Origin of the sequence: Stieleria tagensis (genome assembly GCF_024129865.1) — a bacterium.
Classification (GTDB): domain Bacteria; phylum Planctomycetota; class Planctomycetia; order Pirellulales; family Pirellulaceae; genus Stieleria; species Stieleria tagensis.
In genome coordinates, this window is record NZ_JAMYFE010000069.1 from 82,264 (window position 1) to 99,513 (window position 17,250).

Below are 17,250 nucleotides of genomic sequence, written 5' to 3' on the forward strand. Positions count from 1 at the left end.
AACTGGCATGGTTGATTGGGTGGGATTAAACGGAGGGACTCTAGCGGGACAGCGCCAACAAGCGTTGTTTTATTGGTATTCGACGATCGTTTGCTAAATCAAACCGGCGATGGGTTCGCCGTGATAAATGTGGTGAGGTCGATTTTCTGCGTCATGCCAAGCTGCGGTGGCTGGGATTCCCAGCGCGTCGTAGATGGTGGCTGCGAAATTTTCCGGCTTGACGGGTTGCTCGTCCGGATACGCACCGTGTGCGTCGGATTTGCCAACCACGTTTCCACCGTGGATTCCTCCGCCGGCAAACAACACCGATTGGACGGCGCCCCAGTGATCGCGGCCTGGCAGTTGGTAGTGTTTCTCAAGCAGTGTGATTTGCGGTGTACGACCGAATTCTCCGGCCACCACGATCAGTGTCTCATCCAATTCGCCAGTCGAATGCAAATCGTCGAGCAATGCCGAGAGGGCTTGGTCGGTTGGCGGAAATAAGTTGTTCTTCAAGTGAGGAAACGCATTGCCGTGTGTATCCCACGTTTCATCGTTGCCTAGATTTACCTGTACCAGGCTGACTCCTGAGCCGACCAATCGCCGCGCCATCAGCAGCGACCAGCCGAACGAGTTGTGCCCGTAACGATCAAGGTGCTTTTCGTCCGCGTTCGTTACGTCCAGTGCCTGGTGCACCGAGGATTCGGTCAACAAGGATACAGCTCCCTGCCGCAGTCGATCGAAATTTTCGACTTGAGCGTACGACGCGAGATTCTCACGCTGGCGATTCAGTGATTCCAACAGCGCCAGTCGGCCGTTGATGGCCTGCATGCCGAGTCCGTCTGGCAAAGAAAGCTGAGGTGCTTGAAACAGGCGACCGTCCGGCTTGCCGCGATCTTGATGATCGAACGCGAACTTCGGAAACGCGCCATAGGAGGTGTTGTGGAACGGCGAAGCTTCGATCATCCACGGGTCATATTGTGCCCCCATCGCACCGGCATGTTGACCAGGGATCACGCGTCCGCTGCTGTGCACGAGTCGCTCGGGAAGAACGACTGCTGTCGGCAAATTGTTTTGCTGTTTCTCCCGCATCGCGTAACCGGTTACCGCAGCAATCGACGCACGATCGGATCGACTAGGATTGTTCGGACTGAATCCCGTCGGCAATTCGGAATGCCCCGTCAGCATGATGTGATGGGCGGCGGAATGTTCGTTGGAGCTGTGCGTTAGCGAACGGCACAGCGACCACAAGTTGCTTCGTTCAGCGAGTTTCGGCAAATGTTCGCAAATTTGCAGCCCGGGAGTCCTCGTCGCGCGAGGCCGGAATTCACCGCGGATGTTGTCCGGTGCATCCGGCTTCATATCGAAACTGTCGTGCTGTGACAGTCCGCCGGAAAGAAAAATGAAGATGCACGATTTGGCTTTACCACTGGGCTGACTGCCCTCCGACGCAGTCGCTTGGCGCAACCCAACCAGATGATTCATCCCGAGTCCGAGAATGCCAATCGCGCCGGCTTGCAACGCGTCACGACGCGAACACCTGGAGTGTTGCCATGCGGATCGCGATTTGTCAGCGGGCTGATCACTCATGCCGACGCTCCCGTGTACAGATTCGAGATGACGTTGCCGTTGAGTAGACTGTGGGGACGATCGAGCGGATCATTCAAGGTCGCACCCGAATCAACACCAAGTGCATTGAAGATCGTGCTGCAAAGATCGGCTGGTGACCACGAATTCGTCACCGGGTAAGCCGCTTGGGCGTCCGTCTGGCCGATCACTTGGCCGCCCATGATTCCTGCTCCGGCAAACAATCCGGAATAGGCGTGTGCCCAATGGTCGCGGCCAGGAATGGTTTGGCCGGGCAACGTGGTGACTTTTGGAGTCCGTCCAAATTCACCCATCACGATCAACAGTGTGTCATCCAGCAAACCGGTCCCCATTAAGTCATCCGTGAGCGCCGCCAATCCTTGATCGAGTTGTGGAAGCAGCGTGTTCTTGAGTTTTCCCCAGTTGTCGACGTGCGTGTCCCAGGTTTGCACGATCCCCATCGTTGCCTGGACAACGGGGACGCCAGCTTCGATCATGCGTTTAGACAACAGCAATGATTGACCGAACTTGTTGCGACCATAACGATCTCGTGTTTCCTCAGACTCGCGATTGATCTCAAACGCTTGCGTCAATTTGCCGGAAGTGAGCAAGCCAAAGGCAAGGGCTTGTTGGTCGCGGAGAGATTCTGTTTCTACACCGGTCAACCTGCTGCGACCACTGTTCATTTCATCGAGTAATTGTCGTCGCGATTGGAGTCGCCCCGTCGAGATTCCGTCTCGCATCGTGAGCGCTTGCATCCGAAAATCTTTGTCATTCGGGTCGCCATTGATTTGCCAGGGGTCATGTTTCGCGCCCAGAAAACCTGAATGCTGACCGGGCCAAGTTAATGGACCTTCGATCAAATAGTTCGGTAACGAGACACCCGTAGGCATGCCATCGCCGCGCGGGCGAATGAAATCCAAGGCTGAGGCATAATTAGGAAAATCGCTACGTGTTTCGACGCGATCTAAATCGGATCCACCGCGTGGCAGGGGCGTGGGGCGACCCGTCAGGGCCACATGCGTCGCCAGTAAATGATTGTGTTCGCGATGCGCGAGCGTACGCACGATGGCCCATCGATCTGTCTGTTGGGCAAGTTTCGGCAAGTGCTCGCAAACCGCCACGCCGGGAATCGTGGTTGAGATTGGCGTAAACTCACCGCGAACTTCCGCCGGTGCATCTGGCTTGGGATCGAGAGTATCAAGCTGGCTTGGACCACCACTTAGCAGCACGATCAGCACCGACTTGGCTTTCCCAAAACCAACTGGCTTTGCGGACATTGGCTCACCGGCCAGCGAAATTCCTTTGGGCAGCGAGGCTCCGACGACACCCGCCGCAGCGGCGCGCAGCAAACCTCGGCGATCCAATCCATAGAGAGGCTTAAGCATGGGCGATGACCCAGTAGGGCAGGTTTTTAGGCGGGCAGGCATTCACAGGCGGGACGCTTATTCTACACGAAACCTACACCAGTGACGTGGGCGGATACCAACCGTCTATTTTCCTGCCCTTTTTTGGCGAGTATGCTCACCTTCGACGCCGAACTGCTGACGCCATCGTCCACTCAACAACAAGCACTATGAATCGACACCCACATTCCATTGGACACATCAACGTTGTGATTGGCGTTGCGTTCTCATTGCTCCTACTTCTCTTCGAAGTCCCTGCGATCTCTCAGGGCGACTATCCGCTTCGAGATGCCGTTGAATGCAACCCGCGTGGTGGCGTGCCCAATTTTTCGGCAAAGCTGCTCGAAAAAAACGATGTCAAGATCGCGTATCTTGGCGGCAGCATCACTGCAGCTCCCGGTTGGCGGGTTCAGTCGCGGCAATGGTTCCAGCTGCAGTCTCCCGATGTCACTGTCCATGAAATTCCAGCGGCCATCGGAGGCACTGGTTCCGATCTCGGAGTTTTCCGACTTCAGAACGATGTACTGCGACATCAGCCTGATCTTCTGTTTGTGGAGTTCGCGGTGAACGATGGCGGCGCGGCCCCCGCACAGATTCAAAAAGCGATGGAAGGAATTGTGCGGCAGGCGTGGCGTGCTGATTCAAGCCTTGACATCTGCTTCGTTTACACCGTCAGCGAGCCGGTGATGGGCGATTTGCGCGCAGGGAGGATGCAGCGTTCTGCGAGCGCGATGGAAGAAGTGGCCGACCATTACGGCATTCCGTCGATCCATTTTGGCGTCAAGGTTGCCGAGCTCGAAAAGGCCGGAAAGTTAGTGTTTCAAGCGGCGAAACCAGACAACATCCAGGATTTCACGCCGATGGTCTTTTCGACTGATGGGGTGCACCCTCACGTTGAAACGGGCCACCAGATTTACACTCAGGCAATCGCTCGCTCATGGCCGGCGATTCTGGATGCCAGTGGAGAACCGCAGGCCCACGAAGTACCGGAACCGTTGCGAGCGGATCACTGGGAACTGGCAAGGCAGATTGCAATTGCTCCCGATATGTTGATTGGAGATTGGCAGCGACTGCCCGCAGATCATTCCCTGGCGAAGCGATTCAGCCGCAATCTGCCAGAACTTTATCAGGCAATGGCCCCGGGAGCAGCTCTCGAATTTACATTCGAGGGCACGACCGCTGCCGTATTCGATTTAGTCGGCCCAGATGGAGGCCAGGTGTCGGTGGAGTTAGACGGTGGTGCTCCCAGAACACGCAATCGAATCGACGGGTACTGCACTTACCATCGGATCAGCAAACTGGCTGTGGCAACCGAGATGCCGAATCAACGTCACACCGTTCGTGTCATCCTGACTCCTGAACAATTAGACAAGCGAAACATCCTGTTTGAACGCAATCGTATCGACTTTGATCAACACAGCGACAAATATACTGCACACACTTGGTACGCCGGATCGTTGCTGATTCTGGGCCAGATGATTCCCAACGAATCAAAGTAGATTCTTGTTTGCCTTGCGATGTGGCGATACTGCAACTCACCTTACTCGGAAGCGAAAATGCACCATTTGCTATTTTCTTCAGTTTGTTTGAGCGTGCTCAGCTGTTGCAGTGGTTTCGCCAGGGAGCCGCCCCAACCAACAAACTTTATCGTCATCTTTTGTGACAATTTGGGCTATGGGGACATCGAGCCTTTTGGTTCGACATTGCATCGCACCCCCAATCTCAACCGGATGGCTCGAGAAGGTCGAAAGTTCACCCATTTCTATGTGACGGCAGGCGTTTGCACTCCCTCGCGATCCTCCCTGATGACCGGGTGCTATTCGCAGCGGGTCGGCATGCACTTCAATCCGCGTGACGGTTGGGTCTTGCGCCCGCTTTCACCGTACGGTCTCAATCCGGAAGAAGTCACCATCGCGGAAGTGCTGAAACAACGCGGTTATGCCACGGGCATCGTCGGCAAGTGGCATCTGGGCGACCAACCGCGTTTTTTACCGACGCGGCAAGGGTTCGATTGGTTCTTTGGTGTTCCCTATTCGGATGATATGACGCAGCGGGTCTGGCAAGACGGTTCGAAGTGGCCACCGCTGCCGCTGATGGAAAACGAGTCGGTCATCGAAGCGCCGTGCAATCGCAATGCGCTGACAAAGCGATACACGCTTCGCGCGGCACAATGGATCAAAGAGCACCAGAACGTGCCGTTCTTTCTGTACTTCCCACAAGCCATGCCAGGGAGCACTCGAACGCCCTTTTCCAGTCCTGAATTTCGCGGCAAGAGTTCCAATGGACCGTGGGGCGATGCCATCGAGGAACTCGATTGGTCGACGGGATATCTGTTGGATCAACTGGTCGAACTAGGAATCGACGAGCGCACGTTGGTGATCTGGACATCCGACAATGGTGCGCCGATCATGCCGAACCTTGATGATCTTAGTCGCGGCTCGAACCGTCCCCTGCATGGACGCGGATACACGACCGCCGAAGGTGCCTTTCGTGTTCCCACGATCGTCTGGCAACCGGGTAATGTTGCCGCAGGAACGGTTTGCGATGAACTCGCGACGACGATGGACCTACTGCCGACATTCGCCCAGTTGGCTGGCGCTCCGCTACCCACACGCAAGATTGACGGACACGTGATCACCAGCCTGTTGTATGCACAACCGGGTCAGACTCCAGCGACTCCATATGACGCATTCTTTTACTACGATCAGCGACAGCTTCAAGCGGTTCGCAGTGGGCGCTGGAAGTTATTCCTGCCCGTGAAACCGACCCGTCATCCGCACTTTGATGCCAATCATCCGCCGCAAGTTTTACTGTTTGATGTTGTCGAGGACATCGAATGCAAACGCAACGTTGCGGCGGATCATCCAGCGGTCGTCGCACAGTTGATGAAGTTCGCGGAGGTCGCTCGCAAGGACTTGGGCGATGGTGATGCGATTGGCGAAGGTCAGCGAGCGCCGGGAAAAGTGCCCGACGACAAAGTGCAGCCACAACTCCTTCAGCGTTGAACATCGCCGAAGTGCTGGGCAATTGTGCCGCGCAGCCCGGGTCAGGTTTGGGTGATTGATTCCATTCGTACTCTCAAAGTGTCATAGCCAATTTCGCGACTATATTCGATTTCGCGTTCGACACCGGGCACCGCTTCAAGTATTTCGATTCGCGCGACTTCGTCGACCAAGGTCTGTAGAAAACTTCGCACTACCAATCGAGCGTGCGCCGCACCTTGACACAAATGCTGTCGATAACCAAACGACACATGAGGATTCGGACGCCGATCCAAGCGAATTTCTTCGGGGTTTTCAAAAACGGTTTCATCGTGATTGGCCGACGCCCAGCACAACCCGATGCGATGATCCGGCGGTACGGTCACACCGTGAATTTCTGCTCCCGTTGGACACACACGCCCGATTTGGGTTAGCGGCATGTAGACACGAAAAAATTCTTCACTCGCCAACACAATCCGGCGTGGATCCTCGCGAAGATATTCGAGTGCTTCGGGTTTCCAACCGAAGAAGGCGACGATGGAAGTCAATGTATGAATGATCGTGTCACGGCCCCCGGCAAACGCGAGATTTGCAAACCCCATGCATTCGTCACGCGTCAACGGACGTCCGTCAACGTCAGCAGTAACCAAAGCGCTGAAAAAATCATCACCTGGATTGGCTTGGGCCAGATCAAATCGCTCGTGCAGATATTCCTCCAGTACGTTTCCTTTCTTGAATGTGCCGCTGGTCACCTTGAAAACGTGAACGCCCCAATCCATCCAAATACGAGCTTCGGTCGCGGGGACGTTTAGCAGATGGGTTAAAGCTTCCGATTGAATCGGCAGTGCCAAGTCAGCGGTCGCTTCCCATTCGGGGCGACCGATCAATTCAAGTACTTTTTGTCTCGTTAGAGATTCAATCGCTGCGATGACTTCAGGCTGCTTGGCACGGCGAAAAAAGGGCTCGGTCAGGGCACGGAATTTCGTATGTTCCGGAGGGTCCGTTTCGATCGGCAACTGCCGCATCGTTCGGACCTCTTCTTCACGAGGAATCGGTACTCGAAAGGGCGCATCGGAACTGAATGTTTCCCAATCCGCCGCCGCAGATTTGACATCGGCGTGCCGCAATAGCATTGTGATCAACTCGCCATTGAAGGGGCACTGCATCACCCCGTCATTGCGTCGGGCGTTTTGAAACGGATCGACGCTCAACGTTTTGGGGACACTCATACAGTTTCCTTCGGACGGATGCCCACCAGCGAATCGTGCTGAACAGGCGTCATGATTTTGGAGGCAACAAAACGTCCCCGAATTCGATTGGGACTTTTTTCACTTTAACCGGTGGGCCGGTTCTCTGGGCCCGCGGTTCGCTGCGGATAGGGGGAAATGCAGTCACTGTTCGGCCGCACGCACACTGATGGCGAAAGCTAGAATGGCGTCGTCGTTTCAGTACTCCTACTCCAAAAGGCTGTTCATGTCCGTTCGAATTTTCGCCGCTCTGGTTTTGGCCGTCTGTTCCATCAGTGCCCACGCGCAAGTCGCGACGGACGAGAAGGGTGATGCCGAAAAGGCTCGGGAGTTGTCAAAACGGGTGATGATTATCCAACGGCTGACCATGGACACCACGATGGCTGAACAATTGGAGCTTGCTCCAGATCAGCGGAAAAAAATGCTGATCGCCAACGAACGTTTCCAAGATGCAACCAGGGAATTGTACGGCAACCGCAGGGACAAACCATTCGACGCAGAGGCTTATAACACCTTGGCAAAAAAGTTCTTCACGGAGGCGGAAGCAGGTCTCACTGAAAGACAACGAGAGAAACTCGCGGAGCTTGAAATCAAACCACGTCAAAGTGCTGCCCCTGCTTTCTCGAGGGAAAAGATGCAGGAACATCAAAAGCTGCAATCTGTGATGCGAGAATTTCAGCGTCTTTCCTACGATCGTGAACTAGCCGAACAATTGGAGGTCACGGCTGAGCAACGTGTTGAGATTCGTGAGGCTCAACGGAAATTCATGGAAGCGCAGCGGGAACAGATGAAATCCGCTGCCGATGGTAGCGGAGGATTTGATTTAGAGCAGTACAATCAAAAGATGGAATACCTGATGATCGAAGCCCAAGACATTCTGACGCCCGAGCAGATTGAAATCCTGTCGAAATCAGCCAAACTGAAACGGCTGAAATCGAGCTATGGAGACGAATTCGGCATGATCATCGGATTGGCGGACGACTTTGAAATGGACGAACAGGACAAAGCCAAGCTCAGGGAAAAAGTTCAAGAGGCTCGAATGGAGTACTACGACACAATCGAACAACTGAAAGTGGACACTCTGGAGAAGATCGTCAGGACGCTTCCTGCCAAACATCGAGAAGAAGCGAGGGAAGCAGCGGAGAGTTTCTTTAAAGAGGACGCAAAGCGTCGTCAACAACGAGAGCGGATCGAATCAATGCGTGCTGCCGCACCCACCAGGTAGCAGCCCAGGCCAACTCCAGGCGTTTGGCTGGTCGATGCGGTGCCGGTCAACTATTTGACGTTCCCCAAGTGAGCCGGCCATGAGCAGACTTGAAGTCGTAAAAGACGATTTACTTGATCAGGACGTGGACGGATCGTCATTGTTCAATTCGAATAACATCTCAGCAATGAATCGCGACGCCATCATCGGATGCGTCTTGGGAACCGCGATCGGTGATGCGTTGGGGCTTCCCTACGAAGGCGTCTCGCCACAACGGGCTCAGCGACTGCTGGGACCTCCGGATCGCAATCGATTCTTTTTTGGACGCGGCATGGTTTCGGATGACACCGAGCACACTTGCATGGTGGCTCAGTCGTTGATTGAAGCACATGATGATGTGGACATATTCACAAAGCGATTTGCGCGGCGCCTGCGGTGGTGGATTCTTGCTCTACCGGCAGGAGTTGGCAAAGCGACCGCGCGGGCGGGAGTCAAATTGTGGGTGGGGGTGAAACCGAAGCATGCGGGCGTCTTTTCCGCAGGCAACGGACCGGCAATGCGTGCGGCAATCATGGGTGCAGCGATCGACGATGTTCCGCTGATGCTGGAAATGGTGCGCGCATCTTCACGACTGACCCACAGCGATCCCAAAGCCGAATACGGAGCAATCGCCGTGGCGCTGGCGGCGAAGCACTCGCGCGACCACGACGCCGTCGATGCGAACCTTTGGCTCGCGCAAGTTGTCGATGCAATCGGAGACGAAGGCGAAGAACTGGCCAATCTGCTTCGCAAAGCAGTCGAGAGCGTCCGAGTCGGTGATCCAACGAAGGCGTTTGCGAAAATCTTGGGGCTGGAGAAAGGTGTCACCGGATACACGTATCACACCGTGCCAGTCGCGATTCATGCTTGGCTCTCGCACCCGAAGGACTTTCCACAGGCCGTCACCACAATGATCGGGTGTGGCGGTGACGCTGACACAACCGCTGCGATCGTCGGCGGGATTGTTGGCACAGGCGTTGGTCGAACGGGTGTTCCCGATGAGTGGATTGATGGTCTGTGGGAATGGCCACGCAGTGTGACATGGATGTGTTCACTCGGTGAATCGTTGGCCGACTCGATCGACGGGAAACCGAACCACAAGGTTCCCTCCATCAATCCGCTCAGTGTACTCGTTCGAAATCTGCTGTTTCTTTTCGTTGTCCTCTTTCACGGTTTCCGCCGCCTTGCCCCGCCATACTGATGTCCGTTGAAACAGGAAGCATCGACCGCAACGAAATCGAAGCGAATCTCCGCCTGCATGTCGATCGGCTTGCGGGGCTGATCGGAGTACGCACGTTGGCAAGACCGAAGACGATCAAGGCGACCATTGGTTATATCGAAGGTCAGTGGGCCGAGATGGGATACACGACTGTCCGCGAGTGTTACGACGCGCTCGGCGATGAAGCCACAAACCTGGTCGTTGAGCAACCCGGAATGAAACGTGCCGGCGAGATCGTATTGCTGGGGGCTCACTACGACACCGTATTTTCAACACCCGGCGCCGATGACAATGCTTCGGCAGTGGCGGTCATGTTGGAAGTCAGTCGACTGCTTAGTGAACACACCGGCCGGCGGACCGCTCGCTATGTCGCGTTCGCTTGTGAAGAGCCGCCGTATTTCAACGTCGATGCGATGGGCAGCCAGCACCATGCCCGCGAGTCACGTCGCCGCGGCGACAACATCGTTGGAATGCTCTGTCTGGAAATGGTCGGCTACTATTGCCTGACAAAAGACTCGCAAGCCATCCCACCGGCGATCCCAAAATGGATGCACCGGTTTTTCCCCAATCGAGGCAACTTCCTTGCCGCCGTTGGCAACATGCCGTCATGGAAACTGAATTGGCACTTCCGCCGCGGATTCAAACGCGGAACACGGCGGATGCCATTGTTCTCAATCTGCCTGCCCGAAAAAATCAACGAAATTCGGCTTAGCGACAACAGTTCTTTCTGGGATCAGGGTTATCCCGCATTGATGTTGACCGACACCAGCTATCTGCGCAATCCAAACTACCACCGAGCAACTGATACTCCTGACACTCTCGACTACCCACGCATGACCGAAGTCACCCTTGGTGTCGCCTCAGCCATGCGGCGGCTGCTGCGGTAGCAGGAATCACTCACGTGCAGACGAACGCACCGCCGATTTGGCAGTGTTCAGTTCAATAAAGCTTTTCGGTTGTGGATCTTGTTAAAGTTCTTAAACAGGTAGCTTCTTCGATGCCGCCCATCGCAGTCGTATCCCAGTCAGTGGCAGTGTTTCGCTGTGGCGTTTGCTCGCGACACCTTCCCGCCGACCGAACGGTCAGCCTCTCACGGCCGATGAGGCATCCCCCTCACTTGCAAGTCAATCAATCCCCGGTGATTTTGCGAGGAGCTCGCCATGCGGTCGATCAACTCGTTTGTTTTCAAACGACAGACCAGTAGCATTTCCCGGTCGTGTGGTTGCCGGTTACGATGGTGTTGTCGCTTCACCCCTTCGCCACGGGGGCATTTACAGGTTCTTTGAGACGTCATGAAAGCCGCCACGATCAGCCAGTTGAAGAAGGAACTCGTCAAGCTCGATCACGAGGATTTGCTTGATGTGTGTGTTCGATTGGCCAAGTTCAAAGTCGAGAGCAAAGAGCTGCTGACGTACTTGCTGATGAAAGCCGACGACGAGATTGGTTACGCCGAAGAACTGTGCGACGAAATTGACCGGCAACTAAACGTGCCCGGCAAAATCCACAAAAAGACGCTTCGCAAAGTCGTCCGTTGGATGGACAAGTCGCTGCGGTTCTCCGGTGAAAAGGAAACTGAGTTGCAGGTGCGAATCCACTTTTGCCGGCGGATCAAGGACAAGCGAATCAGCTTCGGCGGCTGCCGTGTCAGCGAGAACATGTACGCCACGCAGCGAAAGAAGATTGACAAGGCGATCGACAAAGTTCATCCCGATTTGCAATTCGACTACAACCATCAGCTCTCGGGGCTCTGAAACCGCGCCGACCTTTACTCTTGCCGACGTGCTCGATCCCAAACGCTGCCCCTTTCGTTTGGTTCTTCATCGACATCGACATCGACATCGACATTGTTCTTGCCTTTCCGCTGGTCGAAGCTGATGGAATTTAGGTACAGCCGCTCGACCTTGGCCCGCGCCCAGTCCGCTTTGCGAAGAAACTTCAGGCTGCTGTTGATGCTCGGCTCGTATTGAAAGCAGTGGATATTGATCCGATCCCCGAGTCGGTCCCAACCGTACTCGGCGACCAAGTATTCGAGGATGGCTTTGAGCGTGATTCCGTGCAGCGGATTGTTGGGCTGAGATTGATTCATCGCGGTGATTGAGCTTTGATTTGATTCAGTCGACTACGAGCGGTGCCCCGTCGCATCAGTCGTTTGGTATGCAGGAGCTGGGCCAATTCGGCGCGAGACGCATTGTCCAGTGCGTCTTGCGTTCCCTCTGCGAAATCGGCTGACCTGAGCAAGGATACCTGCAAAGTTCGGAATGGGAGAATGTAGAGCATTGCGGTGTCATTTAACAGCGCTGTGACGTTGGCTGTGATGGCAAACTCGCTCTGCAACGATCGCTCGACGGTTCTCTTGGGTGGGTTAGAATGCCTGTCTGCACGGTTTCTGTGGCAGGCTGCGGTGTTCAGTGATGCAAGTGTTAGGAGATAGGAGCAAGCGTTGACAAAACGAGAAATCGATCAAAAGGCGGCAATCATGATTGTCATTGAACACTTTGGTGATATTCCGCCAGGCACGAAGTGTTCTGCAGTGTTCTTTGACACGGAGAGGATTCGCCGGGAAAAGGAGTTCCACGCAAAATTGTACAGTGAGAACGGTGTACATGATCTGGCGATCCTTCAAGCGATGGTTGCCGCCAATGTGCCTGACGAACCCTATTGGTTGGTCTCCCTAAAGCCAGGCGAGGGTGCGTCTGGAGGTGTGACTCGCCTGCACAGAGTGGACGACCGAACCGGGAAGATTCTTGCTGATCCAGCCTGAAAAATGTCGGACACATTTTAAAGCCGACGATCTTTCACGCGATTCCTCAAAGTTGGCAAAAGAATGAAACTCAGGAGCGGAGTGGAAAAATGAATGGGCGAACGAAGGGTTTTGAGGCGGTGGTAGAGAACAAACAGCACGGCGATTGAATTTGCATAAAGCCATTTTTCTGCCCTCACCACCCTCTCAGATACAGCGATTCCCGGCCCGATTTGGCATGACGGGCACGTTGAACAGAAATTTTGGAACGTTTTCTGTAACAATTTGGACTTTCGTGTGGGTATCTCATGGAGGCAAATATTGCAGGGTCCAGAAACACGACCGTCATTGATCGGCAAGCTACGCGATCCGGCATCCCATGATGCTTGGGCGGAGTTTGTAAGTCTGTATCAGCCGATTGTGTATCGAGTTGCTCGTCAGCGTGGGCTGCAGCATGCGGATGCTGAAGATTTAATTCAGGATGTGTTTGCGACCGTTGGTCGTAAAGTTGGCGAATTTGATTTTCAACATGGCGGATCATTTCGCGGCTGGCTGATGAAGATCGCACGCGATTTGGTCGTCAACAAACTGACTCGTGGACCCCGCGACATTGGCAGTGGCGATTCAGACGTCCACGTGATGTTGGGACAGCAGTTAGACCAAAATAAAACGCTATCGCTGCTGAGAGTTGAACATCAAAGAGCGTTGTTAGCTCGAGCCGCCGAGAGAATGCGTGATTCAGTCAGCCGACCCACCTGGGATGCGTTTTGGTTAACGGCGGTCGAAGGAAATTCGATCGCACAAGTCGCTGAAAGACTTGGGAAAACCGAAGGAGCGGTTCGCGTCGCTCGCTGTCGCGTTTTGGCACAACTACGAAAAGAGGTACAGTCTGATGATTGCCCGTTTTCATTATGACCGCCAGACATTGGGCCGCTTTGTCAATGAAGAAGGCGGCATTGAAACCGCCGAGATTACTTCCCACATTGAAGAATGCGAGCTTTGTCAGGCGAGGCTTGAATCATTGTTCGCTGACGGACTGACCATGGATGTTGCCGGAGAATTGTTGCGAGATCCCATCGTGGACATTGGCAAAAGTCCTGTGTGTCCGGATCAAGAAAAGATTCGAGCGAATCCCGCGACGTTCCTACAACCCACCGAGCATCCGGGTTCTCTAGGACGTTTCGCCCGCTTTGAGATCATGGAGATTCTTGGCCGCGGCGGGATGGGGATTGTGATGCGCGGCTACGACACGTCGCTCGATCGACACTGCGCCGTGAAAGTGCTGGCACCTGAACTGGCAACCAGCGCGGCGGCGAGAAAACGATTTTCGCGGGAAGCCAAGAGTGCGGCAGCTGTCGTGCATGCTCACGTCGTGCCGATTCAAACGGTCGATGAGCATGCCGACCTGCCGTATCTGGTCATGCCAGTCGTGGGAGGCAAAAGCCTGCAACAGCGAGTCGAATCCGACGGTCCGTTGTCTCTCATCGAAACCGTTCGCATTGCGATGCAAGTCGCCGAAGGCTTGGCCGCCGCGCATGCGCAAGGGCTCGTTCACCGCGACATCAAGCCAGCGAATATTTTGCTTGAAAACGGCGTTGAGCGAGTGCAAATCACCGACTTCGGTTTGGCCCGCGCCGTTGACGACGCCAGCATGACGCGCAGCGGTGTGATCGCAGGCACCCCGCAATACATGTCGCCCGAACAGGCTCACGGCGATGAGATCGACCATCGTAGTGATCTGTTTTCGCTCGGCAGTGTGATGTACTTCATGCTCACCGGCCGCAGCCCGTTCCGAGCGGAAACCACAATGGGCGTGCTCAATCGGATCGGCAACGACCAGCCTCGTTCCCTGCGGAGCATCAACGCCGGAGTTCCCGACTGGATGGAACAGATTGTCGGCAAGCTACTTTCTAAGTCACCCGAAGATCGCTATCCGGCCGCCACGGATGTCGCAACACTGTTGCAAGAGTGGCACGCCCACTTGCAGCAACCGGAGATCGTCGTCCGTCCTAGCGAACCGACGGCGCCAGTTGCGGGTCCCGCAACCCTACCGATACTCGCAGCAAGTGGCGGCCGGTCACGAATCTACGGCTTGCTCGTCGCCCTGTCCTTGTTCGGCGTCTTTGCTCTAGCGGGCATATTGATCGTGTTGGAACTGAAAAAAGGCACGCTGACGATTGAGTCGGAAGTGGATGATGTCGCGATCCGAATTGTGAAAGGCGATGAAACCGTCAGACAATTGACCGTCAACCAATCGGGAGAAACAGTTCGAATCTCGGCGGGGAACTATGTGGTTAAAATCGATGGACCCACCGACGGGATAGACATCGAGAACGGTCATGTTTTGATACATCGTGGTGATCGAGAAATCGCCAAAATTGTACGTTCTGATGTCTCGGTTCAGAATCCACTTTCCGGATCGCTTCAACCAATTGAAATCGCCATCGGTGAATCTCAATTCGCCGAAGGTGATCAGATAGAAATACAAACGGTGACATCGTCAGGGGACGGGTTTGAGGTCGGAGCAACGGTGACGGTCAAAGGAGTGTACACGCTTGAGTCAGCCGACACTGCTGATCTGTGTTTCTATTCGACGACGACGTTGAAGGCTGGCGAGAAACCGGTTGCCACGCCTATCCAACCAAGCCAACGTGTGGAAGCCAAACGGGGAACCCATAAATTTACACTCTCAAAAGTTGTTCGAAAAATCGGACGTCCGCATATCACATTTTATGACCGTACAACCGGAAACGGGATCGGCGGCGTGTACTTTTCGGAGATAGAACACGTCGTATCAGGCACCCTTGGTTTCAATTCGATCGCTAATCCGACCAAGGCCGATCCTGCATCCCGGATGTTGGCGGCGCTACAGTCCGAACACCAGGAACTTCGAAACGTCTACCATCAAGCGGTGAGCGAGGCAGCGGACGAAGCAGAATCGAATCGAGTCCGCAACGAGATGGACCCGCGCGAGATCATGCCGGCTAAGTACCTGGCGTTTGAAGAGCAGCACCGCGGTACCGATGTGGGTTTGAAGGCCTTGATTGAAGCTGCCAAGCCGGCGGCGTTCTTTTTAGTCGATCCGGCGTCCCGTGCAGGCAGGGCGCGGGTGGAGGCTGCGAATCGAGTACTCAAGCACTACGTGGATCATCAAGGACTGGACGAGTATGAGACCTATTTCAGTAGTGGTCCGTCTTTTTTGCAGCCTGGTGGATACTTGCAAACCCTGGGCGAAAAGAGTCCCCATCCCGAGACGCGGGCCGAGGCCTTGATCGCGCAGCTTGTCGAGGGAAATCGATGTTTGACGGGGGAGTCGCAACTGCCAGCAATCATCCGCAGAAACAGAGAGTCGCTTACTAGCGAAGACGACGATTCACCACAGGCAAAGATCGAATTGCTGAACATGCTCAAAAAGCTTGAGGGGATGGATTTCAATCAGCTGCGCGCGGACTTGAACGACAAACTGGCACGTTTGGCCGATGACTATTCCGACGTCCGAGTACAACGCTACGGCACGGGTGGTGTTGCGGCAATCAGGCTCTCTCACGCGATCAACAGGGTGACCCCAGGCGCGAAAGCACCCGCTATCGAAGCGACTGACGTTAACGGACGGCCATTTCAATCAAGCATGTTGAGCGGGAAAGTCGTGGTGTTGATCTTCGGCGAAGGCCACAACGACGACTACAAAGAGATGTACGGTCCGATACGGCAATTGGTCGCGAAGTACAGTTCGGCGCCCATGCAAGTCGTCGGAATCATCGCCACAGATGATCACGAGAGTCTGCGTGCCGCTTCACAGCGTGGCGACCTGAACTTCACCGTGATTCCACAGCCACTGTTCGATGCTCCGCTATCGCTTGACTGGGGAATCGACGCCTATCCCTCGGTCTATCTCATCGACGCAGAGGGTATCCTGCAGCCGGAAATGAAAATGCTGAACTACGGTGCAGGTGGCTACGACACACGCGATATCGACGACAAAATCGCTGAGTTATTGAAGGCATCGACGTACGCCCAGGTTGGATCACCAATGACGTTTGACGTGGCTAAATTCGCTTCCAGGCCCACCAAAGTTCGCGATGAACAAGACGAGAGTTCGTACTGCTTGGTCTGGGATTCAGCCGACAAAGTGTCCCTTCGACAGGAATTTGCAAATACACTCGATCTGGAGTTGAAGACACGCTCCGCAGTCAATGCACTGCTCTCTGAGATCTGGGCAAAGTATGTGGACGACGAATATGATCGGACTGATTACTCCAGAGCGGCCGATGGGCACCTGATCGCTGAGATCGGTGATATTTCAATGGACCGCAATGGTCTAGCCAACGAGTTCTGGTCGAAGCTTGGGGGAATTGTCTCCGACGCCCAGCGTGAACAAATCTTTGATGCCTTCAAGACGAGAAGTGATCGAGCATTCGATGAAATTTGGAAGTCGAGATCACACGCTTATCCCACTTTACTCGGTTGGTCGAAAGATAATTCACCAGTGCGAGTGGAAATCACGAAGCATAGCAAAGGATTCCACTGGTACGTGCGGGCCGGGCGTCATGGGGTGACAGGCGAGGGAGAAGGACTTCCGCCAGAGTTGGAGCACTATTTCATTCTTGGCAATGAAGCGCTGAGAGCCAAAAAGGATCCTTGAATCGACCAGCGTGACAACGACCAGGACAGCAATAACGACCGCGCGAAGGCAGATGACTTGGGGACACCGACGTATCGATTGTCGGGCACGTGTACTCTTTTGAAGCCCGGTCAACGGTGATTCGTCGGAATTCTATGGCGGACAGGAGGGAGGACGCTCACCAAATCCGGGTGTGGGTTTTGCCACCACCGAAGTAATTCATGAAC

General features: G+C 54.6%; 13 protein-coding genes. 9 read left to right on the top strand and 4 right to left on the bottom strand.

Annotation, left to right across the window (positions count from 1 at the left end):
* Window positions 1-93: 93 nt before the first annotated feature.
* Both NHH03_RS17220 and NHH03_RS17225 read right to left on the bottom strand, forming a co-directional pair.
* Window positions 94-1,569: a DUF1501 domain-containing protein gene (locus tag NHH03_RS17220; RefSeq protein WP_253158227.1), complete on the bottom strand. Its 1,476-nt coding sequence runs from the start codon at window positions 1,567-1,569 to the stop codon at window positions 94-96.
* Window positions 1,566-2,954: a DUF1501 domain-containing protein gene (locus NHH03_RS17225; RefSeq protein WP_253158228.1), complete on the bottom strand. Its 1,389-nt coding sequence runs from the start codon at window positions 2,952-2,954 to the stop codon at window positions 1,566-1,568. Before NHH03_RS17225 ends, NHH03_RS17220 begins: the two co-directional genes overlap by 4 nt.
* A 188-nt stretch (window positions 2,955-3,142) precedes the next feature.
* Between NHH03_RS17225 and NHH03_RS17230 the strand changes: the two genes are divergently transcribed.
* Window positions 3,143-4,471 (top strand): GDSL-type esterase/lipase family protein, encoded by a 1,329-nt coding sequence (locus NHH03_RS17230; RefSeq protein WP_253158229.1) that lies wholly within the window; start codon window positions 3,143-3,145, stop codon window positions 4,469-4,471.
* Between the two features lie 57 nt (window positions 4,472-4,528).
* The gene (locus NHH03_RS17235; RefSeq protein ID WP_253158230.1) at window positions 4,529-5,977 is read left to right on the top strand and encodes a sulfatase family protein; all 1,449 of its coding nucleotides are present in this window, start codon (window positions 4,529-4,531) and stop codon (window positions 5,975-5,977) included.
* A gap of 41 nt (window positions 5,978-6,018) precedes the next feature.
* Here the strand turns inward: NHH03_RS17235 and NHH03_RS17240 are convergent, their stop codons facing one another.
* Window positions 6,019-7,182 carry a cytochrome P450 gene (locus NHH03_RS17240; RefSeq protein WP_253158231.1) on the bottom strand — a complete coding sequence of 388 codons (1,164 nt, stop codon included), beginning with the start codon at window positions 7,180-7,182 and terminating at the stop codon, window positions 6,019-6,021.
* Window positions 7,183-7,426: 244 nt separating this feature from the next.
* Here NHH03_RS17240 and NHH03_RS17245 point away from each other — a divergent pair, with 244 nt between their 5' ends.
* From NHH03_RS17245 to NHH03_RS17260, 4 genes are all read left to right on the top strand, one after another.
* On the top strand, window positions 7,427-8,425 hold the full coding sequence (locus tag NHH03_RS17245; RefSeq protein WP_253158232.1) for a hypothetical protein: 999 nt from the start codon (window positions 7,427-7,429) through the stop codon (window positions 8,423-8,425).
* Window positions 8,426-8,591: 166 nt separating this feature from the next.
* On the top strand, window positions 8,592-9,644 hold the full coding sequence (locus NHH03_RS17250) for an ADP-ribosylglycohydrolase family protein (RefSeq protein ID WP_253158289.1): 1,053 nt from the start codon (window positions 8,592-8,594) through the stop codon (window positions 9,642-9,644).
* On the top strand, window positions 9,644-10,549 hold the full coding sequence (locus NHH03_RS17255) for a M28 family peptidase (RefSeq protein WP_253158233.1): 906 nt from the start codon (window positions 9,644-9,646) through the stop codon (window positions 10,547-10,549). The genes NHH03_RS17250 and NHH03_RS17255 overlap by 1 nt, the downstream gene beginning before the upstream one ends.
* 405 nt (window positions 10,550-10,954) lie before the next feature.
* The gene (locus NHH03_RS17260; RefSeq protein WP_253158234.1) at window positions 10,955-11,413 is read left to right on the top strand and encodes a hypothetical protein; all 459 of its coding nucleotides are present in this window, start codon (window positions 10,955-10,957) and stop codon (window positions 11,411-11,413) included.
* A 14-nt stretch (window positions 11,414-11,427) separates the two neighbouring features.
* Here the strand turns inward: NHH03_RS17260 and NHH03_RS17265 are convergent, their stop codons facing one another.
* Complete coding sequence (locus NHH03_RS17265) at window positions 11,428-11,748, bottom strand: VF530 family protein (protein ID WP_253158235.1); 321 nt, start codon at window positions 11,746-11,748, stop codon at window positions 11,428-11,430.
* Between the two features lie 390 nt (window positions 11,749-12,138).
* Between NHH03_RS17265 and NHH03_RS17270 the strand changes: the two genes are divergently transcribed.
* The 3 genes from NHH03_RS17270 (at window position 12,139) to NHH03_RS17280 (ending at window position 17,044) form a co-directional block, all read left to right on the top strand.
* The gene (locus NHH03_RS17270; protein WP_253158236.1) at window positions 12,139-12,423 is read left to right on the top strand and encodes a hypothetical protein; all 285 of its coding nucleotides are present in this window, start codon (window positions 12,139-12,141) and stop codon (window positions 12,421-12,423) included.
* A gap of 300 nt (window positions 12,424-12,723) precedes the next feature.
* Window positions 12,724-13,317, top strand: a complete 594-nt coding sequence (locus NHH03_RS17275) for a sigma-70 family RNA polymerase sigma factor (RefSeq protein ID WP_253158237.1) — start codon at window positions 12,724-12,726, stop codon at window positions 13,315-13,317.
* Window positions 13,295-17,044, top strand: coding sequence for a protein kinase domain-containing protein (locus tag NHH03_RS17280; RefSeq protein ID WP_253158238.1), 3,750 nt, complete (start codon window positions 13,295-13,297; stop codon window positions 17,042-17,044). Before NHH03_RS17275 ends, NHH03_RS17280 begins: the two co-directional genes overlap by 23 nt.
* Window positions 17,045-17,250: the final 206 nt, after the last annotated feature.